A 20,603-nucleotide genomic window follows, 5' to 3' on the forward strand; every position below is an offset into this window, starting at 1 on the left:
GATTGATGAGTAACAAAATGCAACTTCCTATTCAATTACAAAAACTTGGCTCAACACGCTTTGCACAGCTGTATCCGCAGCAACCTATACAAGAAGAAGTTGTAAAATTATGTGCTTTGAGCGACTTTGCTTTTCGCAGTTTAGAGTCGCAACCTCAACTAAAAGACTGGTTAATAAACCCCGATGAGCAATTTAGCCGAGATGTTCCCGCGCCATTCGACGGCCTTGACTTACAGCAGGTAGATGAAAACCAGTGCAATAGGATTTTAAGACAGTACCGAGAAAAATACTGGTTAAAAGTAGCGTACCTCGATTTGTGTTGCGATAACCCAATCAGTGACAGCATAAAATACATAAGCCTATTAGCTGATATGCTTATTAATAGCGCAAATAGATGGGCCCATGCGCAAACGGCAAAAACAGCAGGGGAGCCATTAGATGAGCAAGGTAACTCTTTGCCTTTAATGGTTTTAGGCATGGGTAAATTGGGCGGCCACGAGCTTAATTATTCATCAGATATAGATTTGATTTTTGCCTACCCGCGCAATGTACCGACCCAAGGTGGGCGTAAACGTATTGAAGCCCAAGTGTTTTACACCAAAGTAGCGCAAAAACTGATTAATGCACTTAATCAAGTAACCGGTGATGGGCAAGTATTTAGGGTTGATATGCGCTTGCGCCCATTTGGTGAAAGTGGGCCTTTAGTGATGAGCTTTCACGCCATAGAAGATTACTACCAGGAGCAAGGGCGCGATTGGGAGCGTTACGCCATGTTAAAAGGGCGGCTAATTGGCACACCCAATCAATATTGGGATGAGTTTATACAGCTTTTAAAGCCCTTTGTTTATCGTCGTTATATTGATTTTTCGGTGATTGAATCGCTGAGAAAAATGAAGCTTATGATAGCCCAAGAGGTTCGCCGAAAACGCCTGACCAACAATATAAAACTAGGTGCTGGTGGCATTCGCGAGGTTGAATTTATTGTACAAGCTTTGCAAATGGTGCGTGGTGGGCGAGAAGCTAACTTACAAACCCAATCGTTACTGTACGCCTTAGAGCAGTTAACGTTAAACCAAGCGATGGATGAGCAAGAAGCGAATGAGCTAAAGCGCAACTACTTACACTTACGTAAAGTAGAGCAATACTTGCAAATGTTTGACGATCAACAAACACAAACCCTGCCCGATGATGACCTCAATCAAGAGCGCTTAAATTACTTACTCGAGTCTGAAAGCTTTGACCATACCATGAGCGAGATTGAGCAGGTCATGGCCAAAATTCACGATGAATTTTTATTGGTGATAGGGGAGGAAACTGTTCCCCTTGATACCTGCGAAGGTGCGTTTATAAGTGCTTGGGATCATGGTGATGTTAGCTTTTTAAACGATATAAAAGAGCAATGGCAAGTGCCACTTCATGATTTTAAACAACGTTTGAGTAAGGTAAATATAGGGAATCGTGGGCGAGATATTCTCGACAAACTAATGCCTTTATTGCTCAAACAGCTTAGTGACTTTAATGCCAGCGGTGAAACATTTACCTTGGTATGCCAAATTTTAAATAAAATTGTATCGCGTACTGCTTACCTTGAATTGCTTTACGAAAACCAAGGTGCGCTAAAGCAGCTTGTTTTATTATGTTGCCATAGTAAATGGATAGGGGAGCATATTTCCCGTTATCCTATTTTGCTTGATGAGCTAATAGACCCTGCTGCCCTTTACAAACCTACGACGTTGAGCGCCTATAAAGATGAAATACGGCAATATTTTTTGCGTATAGAACACGACGACCTAGAGCTACAAATGGAAGCGCTTAGGCAGTTTAAGCAAACACATCAATTACGTATTGCGGCTGCCGATGCAACCGGTGTGATTGATGTTATGAAAGTAAGCGATCACTTAACGGCTCTTGCCGAGGCTGTGGTAGACCAGGCCGTTAATATAGCGTGGTATAACACGGTTAAGCGCTTTGGCATGCCACCAAATACAGATGATGAACACAAAGGCTTTGCCGTTATTGCGTACGGTAAAACGGGCGGCTTTGAAGTAGGCTACGACTCCGACTTAGACCTTGTGTTTGTGCATAATCACGACGGTAATAGCAGCACCAATGGCGATAAATCGATTACCTCACGACAGTTTTATTTAAAACTTGCACAGCGCTTAATGCATTTATTTAATACCCGTACCGCCTCGGGCATATTGTATGAGCTTGATACACGCCTGCGCCCTGAAGGCGCCTCTGGTTTATTGGCTATTAACTTAGAGAGCTTTAATCATTATCAGCAAACCCAAGCATGGACTTGGGAGCACCAAGCGCTTGTGCGCGCCCGCGTTATATTAGGCCAAGATGAGCTAAGAGCGCGTTTTGCACAAATTCGTAAAGAGATATTATGTGCCCCACGCGATGTAGATACACTTAAGCAGGATGTGCTTAAAATGCGCGAAAAAATGCGCACGCACTTAGCTAAGGGAAACTCTGAGCAATTTGATTTAAAACAAGATGTAGGCGCCATGACCGACATTGAATTTATAACTCAATACCTAGTGCTCAAAAACGCAAATCAGTTTAGCCAGCTAACGGTGTTTTCCGATAATGTAAGAATACTTACAGACGCTGCTGCGATTGGTTGTATCACTAAAACCCAAAAGCAGCAGTTAATCCAGGCGTATATTGATTATCGCTCACGTTATCACGTATTAAGCCTAAATCAGCAAGCTCGCTTGGTGTCGCGTAAGGAGTATCAAACCGATATAGAAAGTGTAACGGCATGCTGGAATGCAATATTTGAACTAGAAACATAAACACTAAAAACCCAAGCACAGGCTTGGGTTTTTATTATGTATGGGTTTGGTTTATTTACGCTGCTAAGTATTAAGCTTTAAACAATTGCTGCGCACAAATTCAGAAGGTAGCTCAGTGATCACCGCTGCGCGCTGTTTGTGGCAAAGGTAGGTATACACTTCGTATTCAAAGTCATCATTAATTGCGCGGCCAACTTGATAAAGCGCTGAGGTAAAACTGCTATCAACCCTAAAATGATCTTTTACAACGTAGTCTTTACTCAAATACCAATATAATTGAATACCTTCGCTTTTAGCGTATTGGTTAAGTACGTCTTTTAACGTTGAGCCGTTTTCAAAGCGTCTTGGTGCACTTGTTCCTGTCCAGCTAGCAGGCATAGGGTCAACGGCTCTGCCGCGCTCTGCTAAAACACGATCAAGTGTTTGCTCGGGCTTTTTAAGTTGTAGTACAAACTTATCGCGCTCCCTATCGGATTTAACTTGGTTACGGATAGACGAATAAAAGCGTGAAAGCCCCTCGGCAGCTGCGTTTTTACTCTCTTTTATGTCAAACAATGGACCCGTACCAACTAACACATAGGTAGCTAGTAAGATTAATGCAACTGCTAGTATTAAATGCTTAACCCAAAACCACATAACTCATGCTCATTTATTATCATTATTTATTTATACCACTACTTTTTATAAAAAGAAGGGGTATTTTTATCAGGGCGTGTTTTAAAACGGCGGTGCAGCCACATGTATTGCTCAGGCGCAGCGTTAATTGATTGCTCAACGCGCTGATTTACACGTGTTACATCTGCTTTATCATCGCCGCTTGGGAAATTTTCAAGCTCAGGTACTATTTCTAAATGGTATTTACCGTGCTCATCACGACGACTAATTAGGCTCATGGTTTCGCAGTGTTTACTTGCTGCAAACAGTAATGTACCTGTGGTTGTGGCTGTATCTGGCACTGCGTAAAAAGGCACAAATTCACAGCGGTTACGGCCGTAGTCTTGGTCGGGTAGGTAATAACACACCTTTTTATTTTTTAGTGACTTTAACAAGCCTTTTACGTCTTTTCGTCCAATTAAATACTCGTTAGAACGAAGGCGGCCATTGGTTGTAAAGTATTCCATGAGTGCATTGTTATGTGGGCGGTAAAACCCCAGCCCTTGGCATTTGGTGCCCATAACACGACTCGCCATTTCTAAATGTAAAATATGCGGCACCAATAGCAATACGCCTTTACCTTGAGCCTGCACGCGCTCAAAGTGCTCCAATCCTTTAATAGAGCCATACGCTTTTTTAACGCGCCACTGCGGCCACCACCAGGCCATGCCAGTTTCAACCATGGCAATACCGGTATTTTCCATATTTTTTAGCACAAGCTGTTGTTGCTCAGCTTCGCTCATATCAGGAAAACACAGCTTTATATTAACCTCGGCAATATGGCGACGACGTTTCATAAATTTATGTACTAAGCGCCCCAATAACTTACCTAAGCTAAGCTGAATTTTTTGTGGCAACCACGAAATCAAATACAAAAAGAAAACGCCAATCCACGTTAGCCAATAACGAGGGCCTAAAAACGAGGCTTTAAAAGGAGATGAGGTGACCACAAAATACTCTCTAAAATAAAAACGCTAGTTTAACGCTTAGTGTTATAAAATACAAAAAGCCAGCAATGGCTGGCTTTAAACGTTACTTTTTAACTTATTAGGCTTTTTTTAAGCCTTGGTTAATACCCAGTAAATCGGCACTTGTTAGTGTACCTGCAGCTTGCTTTAAGCGAAGCGTAGATAACACGTAACGATAGCGTACATCAGCTAGGTTACGTTTTGCATCATACAGGTTTTGCGTGCTTACAAGCACATCAACAATAGTACGCGTGCCTACTTCAAAACCAGCTTCTGTTGCTTTAAGCGCACTTTGCGCTGATACCACAGCTTGCTCTAGAGCTTTGTAAGTCGCGATGTCTGATACAACTTGGTTGTATGAGGTAATAACGGTACGCGTTACGGCGCGGTAATTTGTTTCGTAATCTTGGCTGGCTGAAACATAAAACGCACGGGCTTGTTTAGTTGCAGCTACGGTTGCGCCGCCTGTGTACAGAGGAACACTTAAATTAACGGCAACCGATGTTGAGTCGGCGCGTGGTTGGTCGTTAAAGCTTAAACCATTTATATTTTGGTCAGTTAAAGAATCACCGTAGCTGGCATCAAGTGTTAGCTTTGGGTAGTGGCCAGCTTTAGCAAGCGTGATCTGATCTTTAGCAATATCAACCGTGACTTTAGCCACTTGTAAGCTGATATTATTGTTCTCAGCTACTTTTACAAAGTCAGTCGATTTTTTAACCGGTTTTACTGTTGAAAATGTTTCGGTGTTTAAAAAATCTAGTTTTGCGTGGTACTTACCGGTTATTTCACGCAGTTGCTCGCGTGCGGTTTCAACGGCATTACTGGCAATAATTTCTTGTGCTACTGAGTTATCGTATTGTGCTTGCGCTTCGTGAACATCTGTAATTGCTGTAAGGCCAACTGCGTAGCGCTGTTTTGTTTGCTCTAACTGGCGTTCAATGGCACGCTTTTCGGCTTGCACAAATTCAAGGTTATCAATGGCGCTTAATACGTTAAAATAGCCTTCAGCAACGCGCACAATTAAGTTTTGTTTTGCGTTATCGTATTGCGCATTGGCTTGCAGCGCTTGTTTTTCGGCAATATCGAGTGTATTCCATGCGCCTAAGTCGAATAAGGTTTGGCTTAAACTAACACCACGCGTGAATTGGTCGGTATCGCTGTTTATTTTAACTTGGTCAGCTAAATCACCGACGCTTTGAAAAGAGGTAGAATCGCTTTTTTCATAGCCCATGCTTACGCCAATTTGCGGCAGTAATGCACTCATTGCTAAATCGCTCTCGTAAGATTGCGCATCTGCTTGGGCTTTTGCTTTTAAAACAGTGGGATCATTAGCAGTAGCAATTTCAAAAACTTGCATTAAATCTTCAGCACTTGCTGTGGTTGTGCCTAATGCGCACGACAAACTAACGAGCGCTGCAAGGATGTTCTTTTTCATGTTAGGTTCAGTCCTTAGACAAATTTTGTACTAAAAGCATGGTAACGTGTTTTGCTTAATAACTAAAAAAGAAATTAGTAAAACTGTATGTTCAAATGTAACAGAATATATTAACAAACTTTAATCGTTTAAATAAGCGGGATGTATAATATGGCAGATAAAAGCTTGGTTCAATTTACACATAAAGATGTGAGCTTAAAAGCAGTTAAAAGTCTGTATAATGGCTTTTTTAAGGTGGATATGTATGAGTTTGAGCATAGCCTGTTTAATGGTGGTACATCGCAGCTTATAAAGCGCGAAATACTAGAGCGGGGTGATGCAATCGCTGTTCTACCTTATGATGTAACTACGCAAAGTGTACTTTTAATAGAGCAAATACGTATTGGCGCTATTAACAGCAAACACTCGCCCTGGCTGCTAGAATGTATTGCCGGTATGACCGATGGCAGTACCGATTACGAAGGGGTGGTAAAAAAAGAAGCCTATGAAGAGGCTGGACTTGAGCTTACTGACCTTGAATTTATGCTCTCTTACCTTTCAAGTCCGGGCGGTACCACTGAGCGCTTACATTTATACCTAGCACGGGCAGATTTAAGCCAAGTACAAAGTGGTGTATATGGCCTTGAAAGCGAAGGTGAAGACATTAAAACTCATATTTTAAGCCTTGATGATGCGCTTTCGCGCCTCAATAACGGTGAAATAGATAACGCGGCAACGGTAATCTGTTTACAGTGGTTGGCGTTAAATCGTGAAAAAATAAGCAGTAAGTGGACATCATTTTAACTTTTTAATACGGCGGTACTTTGACAGCACTTTTAGCAACCCAACGATATATTCAGAGCCTCCCAAAGTACATGACGCTTTGCGAGCATAATTACGTACGTCTTTCAAAACTATTACCTAAAGAGCGCAGCGCTAATAGTGTGCGTAAAGTTAAATTAGGTCATAGTGAATTTGCCATTATCATTGACGATAGTGCTAAGTACACACTGGATATTTCTATCAAACAGCTAACAGGGATGGTTAAGGGCGTTTCTCCTTTGTATTTAACAGTCAGGCTTTATCAAGATGCAAAAGTGGCTGAAATTATTCACCACGATTATCATCAACGGATAAAGCCATCTTATGGTTATCCAAATCCTAAAATGCACCAAAAAGATGAAAAGTATCAACTTAATGCATTTTTATATGACTGGTTAGTAGCCTGTGTAGAGCATGGCCGAGCAGTACTAAACTGGGATATAAACAATGGCTTGGTTTGATGAGCATTATCACTTTAACCGCTCATCGCTGCGTGTTGCGCATATAACCGATAGCCATTTATTTGCCGACCCTAACGCAGAGTACTTTAACGTAAACACCGCCGCGCATTTTGTACAAGCATTAGCGCACATGGCCACGCAGTCATTAGATGCGGTTATATTTGGTGGTGATTTAACACAAGATCATAGTTTTGAATCTTATTTATTATTTGCTGAGCTTATTAATAACGCTGATTTGACCTGCCCAGTATTTTGGGTACCAGGCAATCATGATGAGATTGCCATGCTTAATCGCATCAGTAGTGGGCAAATAGTGTCAGCTAAACGCATTATCGCACAAGGATTTGAGCTGCTACTTATAAATTCAAAAGGCCCTACACCAGCAGGGTGGGTGTCTAGCGAGCACTTAAATGAAATCGCGGATTGTTTAGCAAGTTCGCAATCGCAGCATGTGGTGTTTTGTCATCACAACCCGCTAGCTATTAATGGCTACCTTGATAAACACATGCTTGAAAACGGCCCGCAATTATTAAACGTGTTAGTTAATAGTGCTAATGTAGCGGCGTTGCTGCACGGTCATGTGCATAATCACTATACGCAAACTTTTAGAGAGCTGAGTATTTATGCAACGCCCGCCAGTTCGGTGCAATTTACAAAAAATTGCCCGCAATGGCAGCAAGAAGACCACGGCCCCGCTTATCGAATGTTGCATTTAACTACACAGGACAATGCTTTAACAGTTAAAACGGATGTTGTATGGTTAAACGCGTAATTTATATTCATGGCTTTAATAGTTCTGAAAAATCATATAAAGCTGTGCGCTTTGGCGAGCTTATGGCAAACTATGACGTTGACTATTGCGTACCGCGTTTAAATCACGAGCCCTTACAAGCTATTTTACAGCTTGAGCATTTATTAACGCCAGATACCGCGTTACTTGGGAGCTCACTAGGTGGGTTTTATGCCACCTACTTGTCGCAGCGTTATAACCTGCGAGCAGCATTAATAAACCCAGCAGTAGCACCGTTTAACTTATTAGCGCCGCTTATTGGCCACAATTATAATCCGTATCAAGATTATCATTATGAGTTAAATACCAGCCACATGGATGCTTTAAAAGCATTGTATGTGCCTAAATTAACATCCCCCGAACTGCTCTATTTGTTGCAGCAAACGGGAGATGAAGTGTTAAATTATCAACACGCAGTAAATTATTTTTCACAATGCAAACAGTTAGTTGAGTTTGGTGGCGATCACAGCTTTGTTGGTTTTGAACGCACCTTAGATAGTATTGTAGAGTTTCTTAAATTACCTAAAACAAATTAGCCTAAGCGCATATAAAGATAAAAATTATGAGTCAGCAAAATTATAACGCCGAAGCCATTGAGGTTCTCAATGGATTAGAGCCGGTAAAACGCCGCCCTGGTATGTATACCGACACGGTACGTCCAAACCATTTAGGCCAAGAGGTTATCGATAACAGTGTCGATGAAGCCATGGCGGGCCATGCCACTAAAATTGATGTGATCTTACACGAAGATAACTCTCTTGAAGTTATAGACGATGGCCGTGGTATGCCTATAGATATTCACCCTGAGGAAGGTATTCCTGGGGTGGAGCTGATTTTTACCAAGCTGCATGCAGGTGGTAAATTCTCTAACAAAAACTATCAGTTTTCGGGCGGTTTACACGGGGTAGGTATTTCGGTTGTAAATGCGTTATCGCACCGTGTTGAAGTAACGGTAAGGCGCGACGCTCAACAATTTAGAATGGCCTTTGAAAACGGTGATAAAGTTGAAGACTTAAATGTCATTGGCACTGTTGGTAAGCGCAACACCGGTACAACCGTTCGATTTTGGCCCGATGCGAGTTACTTTGACTCTGCTAACTTTTCAATTACTAAATTAAACCACCTATTAAAAGCTAAAGCGGTTTTATGCCCAGGCTTGCGCATTAAGTTTGTTAATAAGCAGACTAAAGAAACTCAAGAATGGTTTTACGAAACAGGCTTAAAGGATTACTTAATTGAAGCTGTTAAAGGCTTTGAAGTACTGCCAAAAGACCCATTTGTAGGCGAGTTTTCAAGCTCGATTGAAGGGGCTGATTGGGCTGTTGTATGGCAACCTGAAGGCGGCGAATCGATTGCTGAGAGCTATGTAAACCTTATTCCTACCGCACAAGGTGGTACACACGTAAATGGTTTGCGCCAAGGCTTACTTGAAGCAATGCGCGAATTTTGTGAATTTAGAAACTTATTACCGCGTGGCGTAAAGCTTACCCCAGATGATATTTGGGAGCGCTGTAGCTATGTGTTATCGGTAAAAATGCAAGACCCACAATTTGCCGGCCAAACCAAAGAAAAGCTTTCTTCTCGCTCATGTGCAGCGTTTGTATCGGGTGTGGTTAAAGACTCATTTAGCTTATGGTTAAACGAGCACACAGACACTGCAGAATTGCTTGCAGAACTGTGTATTTCAAATGCACAGCGCCGATTGCGAGCGGCTAAAAAAGTAGTGCGCAAACGCGTTACCTCAGGCCCTGCGTTACCCGGTAAACTAACCGACTGTAGTGCCGCCGATAACGACCGTACCGAACTATTTTTGGTAGAGGGTGACTCAGCAGGTGGCTCGGCTAAGCAGGCACGCGATCGTGAGTTTCAGGCAATAATGCCACTGCGCGGTAAAATTTTGAATACGTGGGAAGTTGAATCAGGGCAAATATTAGCCTCGCAAGAGGTGCATGATATTTCGGTGGCGCTGGGTATTGACCCTGACTCAACTGATTTAACCGGCCTGCGTTATAATAAAATTTGTATATTGGCCGATGCTGACTCGGATGGACTACACATTGCCACCTTATTGTGTGCTTTGTTTGTGCGTCATTTTCCGCAACTGGTTAAAACAGGACATGTATACGTAGCGATGCCACCGCTGTTTAGAATCGACATTGGTAAAGAGGTGTATTACGCCCTCGATGAAGATGAAAAAACAGGTATTTTGGCCCGCATAGAAGCAGAGAAAAAACGCGGTAAAGTAAACGTGCAACGATTTAAAGGGCTGGGCGAAATGAACCCGCTGCAGCTGCGCGAAACGACAATGGACCCAAATACTCGCCGCTTAGTGCAACTCACGCTAGATGAAGAAGAGCAAACATTAGAAATGATGGATATGCTACTTGCTAAAAAGCGCTCGTCAGACAGACGCCAGTGGCTAGAAGATCACGGTAATAAAGCACAGGTATAATAGGCTTGTGTTTAACACTTGGAGAGGCAAATGAATAAAATACTAGGAAGTTTATTATTGCTTGGCTTAACAACAGCCCCAGCAATGGCAAAAGACATACTAGACAAACTCACCGTAGCACCTGGGTTTGAGGTAAGCTTATTTGCTGATGATGTTGAAAATGCACGCCAAATAGCAGTATCAAAAAAAGGCATTGTTTACGCAGGTTCGCGCAAAGCAGGAAATGTGTATGCGTTAATCGATCATAACAGTGATGGCGTAGCAGATAAAAAAATGGTGATTGCTGAGGGGCTAAACATGCCCTCTGGTTTAGCAATTAAAGATGGCGACTTATACGTAGGTGAAGTACACCGTATTATTCGCTTTAAAAACGTAGACACGCAGTTAAAAGACCCTAAATTTGACGTGGTTTACAACGCGTTGCCATCGGATCGTCACCACGGGTGGAAGTTTTTACGCTTTGCACCCACTGGCGAGCTTATTATTCCGGTTGGTGTTCCGTGTAATATATGCGCCGAAGATGAGCGTTACGGGCGTATTTTTGCACTTGATGTAGAAACCAAACAAATTAAAACAATAGCCCAAGGGGTACGCAACTCAGTGGGGTTTGACTTTCATCCAAGCACGCAAGCATTATGGTTTAGCGATAACGGCCGCGACATGATGGGTGATGATATTCCACCTGATGAAATTAATCGCGTAAGTAAAGAAAACGAGCACTTTGGTTTTCCTTACGTTCACGCCGGTGCCATTGTAGATCCTGAGTTTGGTAAAGGTAAAAACATTAGCGACTACAGCCCGCCAGCGCTTGCGCTAGGTGCTCACGTTGCGCCACTTGGCATTCATTTTTATACCGGTAAACAGTTCCCGGGCTCTTACAAAGAGCAGCTATTTGTTGCTGAACATGGCTCGTGGAATCGTACTAAAAAATCAGGTTATAAAGTGGCTGTAGCCAATGTAGAGCAAGGGCGTATTACTAAATACACGCCATTTATTACCGGCTTTATGCATAACGAAACAACCTTTGGACGCCCAGTTGCATTTGCACAATTAAATGACGGCAGTCTGCTAATAAGCGACGATTACGCAAATGTGATCTACCGCGTAAGCTATAAGAAAAACTAGGTAAGCTTTAATGAGTGAGACAGATACCTTGCTAATGCAAGGAATTGAACAACAAACAATGGGGCGTTTTACTGAAGACGCCTACTTAAATTACTCTATGTACGTAATTATGGACCGTGCATTACCGCATGTTGGTGATGGTTTAAAACCGGTTCAACGTCGTATTATTTATGCTATGAGTGAGCTGGGTTTATCGGCCGCTGCTAAATATAAAAAATCGGCTCGTACGGTAGGTGATGTATTAGGTAAATACCACCCGCATGGCGACAGTGCCTGTTACGAGGCTATGGTATTAATGGCGCAGCCGTTTTCTTACCGTTACCCATTAGTCGATGGGCAAGGTAACTGGGGGGCAGCAGATGACCCTAAATCGTTTGCGGCAATGCGTTATACCGAAGCACGCTTATCAAAGTTCTCTGAGGTATTACTTAAAGAGCTAGGGCAAGGCACCGTTGATTGGACGCCAAACTTTGACGGCACTATGGACGAGCCATTAGTGTTACCGGCGCGCTTACCGCATATTTTGTTAAATGGCGTAACGGGTATTGCAGTAGGTATGGCAACCGATATTCCACCACATAATGTGCGTGAAGTAGCCAGTGCCTGTTGTTTATTACTTGATAAGCCTAAAACCGAGCTTGATGAGTTACTTGAGCTTGTGCACGCACCTGATTATCCAACCGACGCTGAAATAATTACCCCAAAAGCCGATATTCATAAAATATACAAAACCGGCCGAGGCTCAATTAAAATGCGCGCGGTGTATACTGAAGAGCATGGCGATATTGTTATTACGGCGCTACCGCATCAGTGTTCAGGGGCTAAAGTGCTTGAGCAAATAGCAGCGCAAATGAATGCTAAAAAGCTGCCAATGGTCGCTGATTTACGAGATGAGTCTGATCACGAAAATCCAACCCGTATTGTGATTGTACCGCGTTCAAACCGCATTAAAGCTGAGCCGTTAATGGCGCACCTATTTGCCACCACCGACCTTGAAAAAAACTACCGTGTAAACTTAAACATGCTAGGCCTTGATGGCCGCCCGCAAGTAAAAGACCTACGCAGTATTTTATCTGAGTGGCTAACGTTTAGACGCGAAACAGTACGTAGGCGCTTACAGCACCGTTTAGATAAAGTACTGGCACGATTGCATATTTTAGAAGGTTTACTTGCTGCCTTTTTAAATATTGATGAAGTGATTGAAATTATTCGCACAGAAGATAAACCAAAACCTGTGTTGATGGAGCGCTTTGATTTAACCGATACTCAAGCCGAAGCCATTTTAGAATTAAAACTTCGTCATTTAGCAAAACTAGAAGAATTTAAAATACGTGGCGAGCAAGATGAGCTGGCCAAAGAACGTGACAAGTTAGAGCAAACGCTTGGCTCAGATCGTCGTATGTCAACGCTTCTTAAAAAAGAAATTCAAGAAGCGGCCGATATGTATGGCGACGATCGCCGCTCACCTGTTATTGAGCGCGTAGAAGCTAAAGCACTGAGTGAAAAAGATTTAATTCCTTCAGAGTCAGTAACAGTCGTGCTTTCTGATAAAGGCTGGGCACGTGTTGGTAAAGGCCATGACATTGATGTAGAAGGGCTTAATTACCGTGCTGGCGATGAATACAAAGCCTCCGCTAAGGGTAAGAGTAATCAGCCTGCGGTATTTTTAGACTCAGCAGGGCGTGCATTTGCAACCGATGCACACAGCTTGCCATCGGCACGTAGCCAAGGCGAGCCAATGACAGGGCGCTTTAACCTCACCACTGGAGCTAATTTTGAGCACGTGGTAATGGGTGAAGATAATCAAGTGCTACTTATGGCCTCTGACGCGGGTTATGGTTTTATTACTGACTTTAAAGACCTAGTAAGTAAAAATAAAAACGGTAAAGCCTTGGTGAGCGTGCCTAAGGGCGGAATTTTACTCTCACCAATCAGAGTAAACGATGTAGCAACCGATTACTGCATGGCCATTTCGAACGAAGGACGCATGCTGTTGTTCCCACTGCGCGACTTACCAAAACTGGGTAAAGGTAAAGGCAATAAAATTATCTCTATACCAGGGGCTAAAGTGCAAGCACGTGAAGAGTTTGTCAAAGTGCTGGCGGTGGTACCACAAGGCAGTAGCGTTACCCTTCATGCTGGTAAACGAAAGCTAACGCTTAAACCGAGTGACCTGGAGCATTATCATGGTGAGCGCGGGCGTAGAGGTAATAAGTTACCGCGAGGCCTGCAGCGTGTTGATGAAGCAGTGGTGGAGTTTACGCCGGCAGATGAGCAAAATGATGACACATTAGTCGAAGAATAAACCCGAAATATACACCTCTAACGGCCTGCTTTTGCAGGCCGTTTTTGTTTATGCTGTATTTTTCAGCTTACAGCTGTTCGCTATTGTCTCGTGATCGTCATAAAATCACGTTATAATAGTGAAATATGCGTGGCTTATAGCGCATTGCACACACATTTTGGAGAGAAGTTTGTTAGCTGTTATACGTATTTTAATTATGGTGCTGTTTATATTTTTCAGCTGCGTGTTTGGGTTGTTATTGTCGATTGTGAGACCGTTTCACCCTAATAATGTGCATGTGATAGCCGGCTGGTTTGGCTCAATGGCTAAAATGTTAGGGGTTAAACTTGTCCTTAAACGCCACCCTGATGCGCTCAATACTGGCCCTGCGGTTTACCTATCAAACCATCAAAACAATTACGATTTATTTACTGTATCGGCTATGGTGCCTGAAAACTGCGTTAGCTTAGGCAAAAAAAGCTTAAAGTGGATCCCATTTTTTGGACAACTTTACTGGTTGTCGGGCAACATATTGATTGATAGAGCTAATCGCTCAAAAGCGGCAGGTACAATTTCAAAAGCCGCTGAAAAAATTAAACAAAAAGGCCTATCTATTTGGGTATTTCCCGAAGGCACAAGAAGCTATGGCCGAGGTTTACTGCCATTTAAAACCGGTGCATTTCACACCGCTTTAAGCGCAGATGTACCCATAGTGCCGGTATGTATGAGCACAACTGATAAAACTATTAAGCTAAACCGCTGGGATAATGGTACAATTTACATTGAAATGTTAGCGCCTATATCACTTGATAAAAAAGTGAGTGCCCGTGAACAGGCCACCCAAGTGCATAGTATTATGGCTGCTAAAATAACTGAATTAGATGCTCAAGCGAGAGATAAATAATGGAAAACTGGCGTGAAATAAGTGAAGACATCGTAAGTTCACTACTTGAAGATGGCTCTGATCCTGAAATACTTTATGAAGTTGAGCATCATTTTGTATGCGAAGATTTTAGCAAATTAGAGCAAGCGGCACTGGCTGCCTTTAAATTAGGCTACGATGTTGAAGAACCGGCAGAGCTTGAGCTAGAAGATGGCAGCAAAATTTGGAGCTTTGATATTGTAGTCGAAGCTGAGCTAGACGTTGAAGTTATAATGGAAGACGTTGATAAACTTGCAGCGCTAGCTGTTGAGTGTGACGTTGAATACGACGGTTGGGGCACTTACTTTCAAGAGTAAGGCGTTAGCTAGTTGATAAAGGCGAGCATTTATATATGCTCGCTTTTTTTGTGCACAGAGTAAACATGACTCTTTAAACCGCAGCCTATTTTCAGATATTAATTCATTTTTAGTGTAATGGCGTATTAATACCCCCCTTTATTTTGCCTTATTTAACGGCAAAAATTTAACACTTTTCGTGTTACCAATTTTATTTTTGTTATAACCAATTATTATATTTCATATAAAAACTTAATTCTCCTTAATTTATTCATTAAAAGTTAAGCTTGTTCATATTCCTATTGGTAATAGAGCTTGTTTCGACGTACTACTTATTTATTAAATTGAAAAAATATTTTTATTTATTGCTAACCTGTCCCTAATATGTAACCTGTTGAATAGTTATAACTATTTACAAGTTGTAAATGCAACATTTAATAAAACTAATACTTATTTGCTATTACATCCTCTGTTGACATATTGGTAACAAAGAATATAGCCTTTAGCTGGCCATATGGCATTAATATTGGTAAGGCCAATTTAAGGGTTTTAGATTGATTTTTGTAACTCGGGTGTTCTTGCCAAATCTATTCATACACAAAAATAGAAACCTGTTTACACTGGGTGATCTAAGTTTTAGTGACTGACACAAAACTAGGTAGTTAGGTTATTTTTATATTCAGGTTTAAAGGAATAAAGATAATGATTAACCATAAAAAACTGTTTTTTTACAGCGCAATTGCGACAAGTTCAGCGCTATCTCATGCTGCAACAATTAATAATGCAGGCTTTGAAAGTGGCTTTAGTAATTGGAACGAAACCGACCCAGCCGCTATTTCTTCAGATGCTTACAGTGGCTCAAAATCGTTAAAAATTCAGGGCAGTCCAGCACGGGTTTATCAAGTGGTAGATATACAGCCTAACACTGAATACACCCTAAGTGCTTATGTGCTGGGGAAAGGGCAAATTGGTGTAAACGATTTAAATGGTTTATTTAAAAACCAAACCTTTAATGTTTCTTCGTGGACTAAAGTAACAAAAACATTTACCTCAGCAAACACCAATTCACTTCAGGTTTTTGCTAAACATTACAACAACAGCAGCGATGTAAGGTTTGATAATTTTGCCTTGGTTGAGGGCAGCGGCAGTAATGATGGTGGCTTAGATGGCGGCAGCGATAACTCAAATGGTTCAACAATACCTAGCAGCATAACCAGTGGTAGCATTTTTGATTTAGAAGGGGATAACCCAAATCCTCTCGTTGACGATAGCACCTTAGTGTTTGTGCCGTTAGAGGCACAACATATTACGCCTAATGGTAATGGCTGGCGTCATGAGTATAAGGTTAAAGAAAGCTTACGCGTTGCTATGACTCAAACCTATGAAGTATTCGAAGCTACGGTAAAAGTTGAGATGTCTGATGGCGGAAAAACAATTATATCGCAGCACCATGCTAGTGATACCGGCACTATATCTAAAGTGTATGTGTCGGATACTGATGAATCGGGCTTTAATGATAGCGTAGCGAACAACGGGATTTTTGATGTGTACGTACGTTTACGTAATACCAGCGGTAATGAAGAAAAATTTGCTTTGGGTACAATGACCAGCGGTGAGACATTTAACTTGCGGGTGGTTAATAACTACGGCGATGTAGAGGTTACGGCATTCGGTAACTCGTTCGGTATACCGGTAGAGGATGATTCGCAGTCATACTTTAAGTTTGGTAACTACCTGCAATCGCAAGACCCATACACATTAGACAAATGTGGTGAGGCCGGAAACTCTAACTCGTTTAAAAACTGTTTTGAGGATTTAGGCATTACAGAGTCAAAAGTGACGATGACCAATGTGAGTTATACGCGCGAAACTAATTAATTAGTGACTTATTATGGCCACTCAATTGAGTGGCCATAATAAAAAAACTTTATCTTATAACCATTTTTTATTTTTAAAGTACACGCCAATACCGCCAGTAAGCACAATTAAAAAAATCACAAATGCACTAAATGCATAAGGGTTTTCGGTACCAGGTATGCCACCTACATTTACCCCTAAAAGGCCCGTTAAAAAGCCCAGTGGTAAAAAAAGCGCAGCCACAACCGACATTACATACATGCGTTGATTTAATTGCTCAGACACTTGGTTAGTAATGGTTTGTTGAATAATTTGCGCACGCTCTATGGCGCTATCTAGCTCTTCTAAATAACGAATAAGTAAGTTAGTGGTTTCGTTTAGCTTTGCTTTATCTTCATCTAAAAGCCAGGGGTAATGGTTATTTACCATTAAACTTAATGCTTCCTTTTGCGGTTTTAAGTAACGCTTTAAGGCAATAGTTTGACGGCGCAGTTGAGATAAACCTTGGTTATCAAACTTTTTACTTGGCTCGTCTATTTCTTCTTCAAATTCATCCAGGGTTTCATCAAGCGTATCAATGACACTTTGCATGCGTGATGTCAGTTTTTGCGTAATAGAGCCGACCAACTCTGATATTGAGCATGGGCCGTGGCCAGCATTAAGCTCTGCTAATATATCTTGAATCGAAAGTAAGCGACGTTTGCGCGTTGTGATAACCACAGATTCGCTAATAAATAAACGAATTGACACCATGTCCTCAGGGCTTTGCGCTGGGTTTAAATTTACACCACGTAAAAACAGCATATGGCCATTGGTACTAGGTGTTAAGCGAGGGCGAGTTTCATCAGCAATAAGCGAATCAAGCTCAAAGTCGGTAAGGTGAGCCTGGCTTTTAAGCCACGTTACTGCCTCGCTTTGGCTGTAGTCCATATGTATCCACAGTTTACCTTGGCTAGGGTGCCAGTTATTTAAATCGCGGGTGTTTTCTATGGCGTGCGCGCCGCCTTTTTCATCAAGCACCAGTGCATGCAGTAAACCATTAATCATATTTTAAACTCATATAATAGTGTATTTTTAATACAGTTAACTATAGTGTATCTGCATAGTGCTTTACAAACTTACTTTAACTTTTAATAAGTTAGCGTTAAGGTAAAACCTATATGCAGGCTTTAATTGCTAAATAAGGCACTAAACAGCAAGGCGCGCATTGTGTGATTAGTTCCTATAAAAGATCAATTTAATTTACTCATCGACTAGATAAATTTATTTCGCTGGTGTTTTTTGCGCCGTAGCGTATAAGTCACTTTTTTATTAAGGGCACATTTATGACAGCAAAGTTAACTGTTGGTTGGCGTGAGTGGTTAAGTTTACCCGAGCTTGGCATCGAAAAGATAAAAGCAAAAGTTGATACTGGCGCCCGCACTTCATGTATTCATGCAATTAACATTGAAGAGTACAAAGAAGGCGAAGAAAAGTGGGTAAAATTTATAGTCCAACCATTGCAAGATGACGAACACACTCAGGTTGCTTGCACTGCAAAGGTTAAAAAAATTAAGGCGGTAACCAGCTCAAGTGGGCAAAAAGAGTTACGCTACTTTATAGAAACAACATTGCATGCAGGGCAGCACAGCTGGCCAATAGAAGTTACTTTAACGAGTCGGGCAACCATGAAGTTTAGAATGTTATTAGGGCGTACAGCCATGGAAAATCGTATAGTCGTTGATCCGGCTTTATCTCATTTATTAGATAGTTAAGGTTTTAACTATGAAAATTGGTATTTTATCTCGCAACAGAAATTTGTATTCAACGCGTCGCTTAATTGAAGCGGCAGAGGCACGCGGTCACGAGGTAAAGGTGATTGATGCGCTTCGTTGCTATATGAATATAAACTCAGAACAGCCAGAAATTCACTACCGTGGTGAAAATTTAAAAGATTTTGACGCCATTGTTCCACGTATTGGTGCATCGGTGACGTTTTATGGTTGCTCTGTTTTACGTCAGTTCGAAATGATGGGGGTTTATCCTGTTAACGAATCGGTGGCTATTTCTCGTTCGCGCGATAAATTACGCTCACTTCAGCTGTTATCACGTAAAGGGGTAGGCATGCCGGTAACCGGTTTTGCCAGCAAACCAGATGACGTTAAAGACTTACTAGAAATGGTAGGCGGTGCTCCGGTGGTTATTAAATTACTTGAAGGCACACAAGGCATTGGTGTTGTACTTGCTGAAACACGTAAAGCGGCTGAAAGTGTTATTGAAGCGTTTATGGGTTTAAAAGCCAATATTATGGTTCAAGAATACATTAAAGAAGCCGGCGGAGCCGATATTCGTTGTTTTGTACTTGGTGATAAAGTAATAGCGGCCATGAAGCGCCAAGCGCAAGAAGGCGAGTTCCGCTCAAACCTTCACCGTGGTGGTAGCGCTACATTAGTACGCATTACCCCAGAAGAGCGTAAAACCGCCGTTGCTGCAGCAAAAGCAATGGGCTTAAATGTAGCGGGCGTTGATTTACTTCGCTCATCTCGTGGGCCTTTGGTAATGGAAGTAAACTCTTCTCCAGGTCTTGAAGGGATTGAAGTGGCAACAGGCAAAGATATTGCCGGTATGGTGATTGATTTCATCGAAAAAAATGCTGCTATTAAAGGAACCGCAACCCGTGGCAAAGGTTAAAATTAATCGTCCTTTTACCTTATTAGGTGAAAGTGTTGGCGTGGGCGAGCGTAAAACCCTTGCCTTAGAGGCAGCTAAACTTTACACCCATTCACCGCTCAATATTCCTATTGAAGTGGTTAATGGTGTAATGGAAGGCCCAGTGCTGATGGTGTGTGCCGCTATTCATGGGGATGAGCTAAATGGTGTAGAAGTTGTACGCCAGCTGCTCTCTAAAATAGATGCAAGCCAACTGCGCGGAACCATAATTGCTGTGCCGATTGTTAATGTGTTTGGCTTTATTCATAAATCACGTTATTTACCCGATAGACGTGATATGAACCGCAGCTTTCCGGGCTCTGAGCGTGGATCGCTAGCGGGGCGTATGGCACATATGTTTTTTAATCAGGTGGCGGTACATTGTACCCACATTATTGATTTACATACGGGGGCTATTCACCGAACTAACTTACCGCAAATACGCGCTAACTTAGATGATGAAGCAACCGCTGATATGGCTAAAGCATTCGGTACGCCAGCGGTTATAAATGCATCCCTTCGTAATGGCTCATTACGTAGTGAAGCCGCTAATTTAGGTATACCGGTTATTACTTACGAAGCCGGTGAAGCCTTACGCTTTGACCCTATTGCCATTGCAGCAGGTGTGCAGGGTGTGGATTATGTGATGCGGCATTTAAAAATGATCCGCGGCAAGCGTCCTAAAAAACTGCCCGATCCTATTATTGCAGGGTCTACAAGTTGGATACGCGCTGAGGTAGATGGCATTGTACGTGCGCAAGTATCGCTAGGTGAACACGTAGAAAAAGGCCAAGTGCTGGCGTACATAAGTAGCCCATTAGGTGATGCCGAGCTTGAGCTTTTAGCGCCTAAGGGCGGTATTGTGATAGGCCAGCAAACTATGCCATTAGTAAATGAAGGGGATGCGGTATTCCACCTTGCTTACTTTGCAAATGATAACAGCTTAGTAGAGCAGCAATTAGAGCATTTTATTGACGAAATAAATGATTTAGATGAAGAGCTTAAAACAGCTGAGCTAAATAATTAGCACTATGTTAGCTACTAAAAAGCCGCAGTGAGGTTTGCC

At 42.1% G+C, this 20,603-nt stretch carries 18 protein-coding genes; 14 read left to right on the forward strand and 4 right to left on the reverse strand.

The annotated features are described in order from the left end of the window. The first annotated feature begins 5 nt into the window (after nt 1–5). Nucleotides 6–2,804 (forward strand): bifunctional [glutamate--ammonia ligase]-adenylyl-L-tyrosine phosphorylase/[glutamate--ammonia-ligase] adenylyltransferase, encoded by a 2,799-nt coding sequence (gene glnE, locus EJ103_RS02735; protein ID WP_126005932.1) that lies wholly within the window; start codon nt 6–8, stop codon nt 2,802–2,804. A 63-nt stretch (nt 2,805–2,867) separates the two neighbouring features. Here glnE and EJ103_RS02740 read toward each other — a convergent pair whose 3' ends face one another. The 3 genes from EJ103_RS02740 to tolC all read right to left on the reverse strand — a co-directional run bounded on the left by EJ103_RS02740 (nt 2,868) and on the right by tolC (nt 5,861). After that, nucleotides 2,868–3,440 (reverse strand): toxin co-regulated pilus biosynthesis Q family protein, encoded by a 573-nt coding sequence (locus tag EJ103_RS02740; protein WP_024031547.1) that lies wholly within the window; start codon nt 3,438–3,440, stop codon nt 2,868–2,870. A gap of 38 nt (nt 3,441–3,478) precedes the next feature. Then, nucleotides 3,479–4,408 (reverse strand): LpxL/LpxP family Kdo(2)-lipid IV(A) lauroyl/palmitoleoyl acyltransferase, encoded by a 930-nt coding sequence (gene lpxL / locus EJ103_RS02745; RefSeq protein WP_054983765.1) that lies wholly within the window; start codon nt 4,406–4,408, stop codon nt 3,479–3,481. 97 nt (nt 4,409–4,505) lie between these two features. Further along, nucleotides 4,506–5,861 carry an outer membrane channel protein TolC gene (gene tolC / locus EJ103_RS02750; RefSeq protein WP_029772380.1) on the reverse strand — a complete coding sequence of 452 codons (1,356 nt, stop codon included), beginning with the start codon at nt 5,859–5,861 and terminating at the stop codon, nt 4,506–4,508. A 150-nt stretch (nt 5,862–6,011) separates the two neighbouring features. Between tolC and EJ103_RS02755 the strand changes: the two genes are divergently transcribed. The 10 genes from EJ103_RS02755 (at nt 6,012) to EJ103_RS02800 (ending at nt 16,870) form a co-directional block, all read left to right on the forward strand. Next, nucleotides 6,012–6,644 (forward strand): NUDIX domain-containing protein, encoded by a 633-nt coding sequence (locus tag EJ103_RS02755; protein WP_126005934.1) that lies wholly within the window; start codon nt 6,012–6,014, stop codon nt 6,642–6,644. Between the two features lie 20 nt (nt 6,645–6,664). After that, entirely contained in the window at nt 6,665–7,123 is a 459-nt protein-coding gene (locus EJ103_RS02760) for a DUF1249 domain-containing protein (protein ID WP_024031550.1), read from the forward strand. Beyond that, nucleotides 7,110–7,895: a metallophosphoesterase gene (locus EJ103_RS02765; protein WP_126005936.1), complete on the forward strand. Its 786-nt coding sequence runs from the start codon at nt 7,110–7,112 to the stop codon at nt 7,893–7,895. The genes EJ103_RS02760 and EJ103_RS02765 overlap by 14 nt, the downstream gene beginning before the upstream one ends. After that, entirely contained in the window at nt 7,880–8,449 is a 570-nt protein-coding gene (locus EJ103_RS02770) for a YqiA/YcfP family alpha/beta fold hydrolase (protein ID WP_004587965.1), read from the forward strand. The genes EJ103_RS02765 and EJ103_RS02770 overlap by 16 nt, the downstream gene beginning before the upstream one ends. A 26-nt stretch (nt 8,450–8,475) precedes the next feature. After that, nucleotides 8,476–10,365 (forward strand): DNA topoisomerase IV subunit B, encoded by a 1,890-nt coding sequence (gene parE, locus EJ103_RS02775; RefSeq protein ID WP_055254871.1) that lies wholly within the window; start codon nt 8,476–8,478, stop codon nt 10,363–10,365. Nucleotides 10,366–10,395: 30 nt separating this feature from the next. Further along, nucleotides 10,396–11,490, forward strand: a complete 1,095-nt coding sequence (locus EJ103_RS02780; RefSeq protein WP_004587967.1) for a PQQ-dependent sugar dehydrogenase — start codon at nt 10,396–10,398, stop codon at nt 11,488–11,490. Nucleotides 11,491–11,500: 10 nt separating this feature from the next. Then, the gene (gene parC, locus EJ103_RS02785; protein WP_126005938.1) at nt 11,501–13,795 is read left to right on the forward strand and encodes a DNA topoisomerase IV subunit A; all 2,295 of its coding nucleotides are present in this window, start codon (nt 11,501–11,503) and stop codon (nt 13,793–13,795) included. A 169-nt stretch (nt 13,796–13,964) separates the two neighbouring features. Beyond that, nucleotides 13,965–14,678 carry a 1-acylglycerol-3-phosphate O-acyltransferase gene (locus EJ103_RS02790; RefSeq protein ID WP_096739122.1) on the forward strand — a complete coding sequence of 238 codons (714 nt, stop codon included), beginning with the start codon at nt 13,965–13,967 and terminating at the stop codon, nt 14,676–14,678. Then, the gene (gene rraB, locus EJ103_RS02795; protein ID WP_004587970.1) at nt 14,678–15,013 is read left to right on the forward strand and encodes a ribonuclease E inhibitor RraB; all 336 of its coding nucleotides are present in this window, start codon (nt 14,678–14,680) and stop codon (nt 15,011–15,013) included. The genes EJ103_RS02790 and rraB overlap by 1 nt, the downstream gene beginning before the upstream one ends. 681 nt (nt 15,014–15,694) lie before the next feature. Further along, complete coding sequence (locus EJ103_RS02800; protein WP_126005940.1) at nt 15,695–16,870, forward strand: polysaccharide lyase family 7 protein; 1,176 nt, start codon at nt 15,695–15,697, stop codon at nt 16,868–16,870. Nucleotides 16,871–16,924: 54 nt separating this feature from the next. Here the strand turns inward: EJ103_RS02800 and EJ103_RS02805 are convergent, their stop codons facing one another. Further along, a complete protein-coding gene (locus tag EJ103_RS02805; protein WP_029772374.1) occupies nt 16,925–17,896 on the reverse strand; it encodes a zinc transporter ZntB in 972 nt (323 codons plus the stop codon). Nucleotides 17,897–18,174: 278 nt separating this feature from the next. Here EJ103_RS02805 and EJ103_RS02810 point away from each other — a divergent pair, with 278 nt between their 5' ends. From EJ103_RS02810 to EJ103_RS02820, 3 genes are read left to right on the forward strand one after another with little or no spacing between them, the layout of a single operon-like run. Further along, nucleotides 18,175–18,603, forward strand: coding sequence for an ATP-dependent zinc protease (locus EJ103_RS02810; RefSeq protein WP_024031556.1), 429 nt, complete (start codon nt 18,175–18,177; stop codon nt 18,601–18,603). A gap of 10 nt (nt 18,604–18,613) precedes the next feature. Next, nucleotides 18,614–19,519: a 30S ribosomal protein S6--L-glutamate ligase gene (gene rimK / locus EJ103_RS02815; RefSeq protein ID WP_004587974.1), complete on the forward strand. Its 906-nt coding sequence runs from the start codon at nt 18,614–18,616 to the stop codon at nt 19,517–19,519. After that, the gene (locus EJ103_RS02820; protein WP_024031557.1) at nt 19,506–20,564 is read left to right on the forward strand and encodes a succinylglutamate desuccinylase/aspartoacylase family protein; all 1,059 of its coding nucleotides are present in this window, start codon (nt 19,506–19,508) and stop codon (nt 20,562–20,564) included. Before rimK ends, EJ103_RS02820 begins: the two co-directional genes overlap by 14 nt. The last annotated feature ends 39 nt before the right edge of the window (nt 20,565–20,603 follow it).

Source organism: Pseudoalteromonas sp. Xi13 (genome assembly GCF_003952205.1).
GTDB lineage: Bacteria > Pseudomonadota > Gammaproteobacteria > Enterobacterales > Alteromonadaceae > Pseudoalteromonas > Pseudoalteromonas atlantica.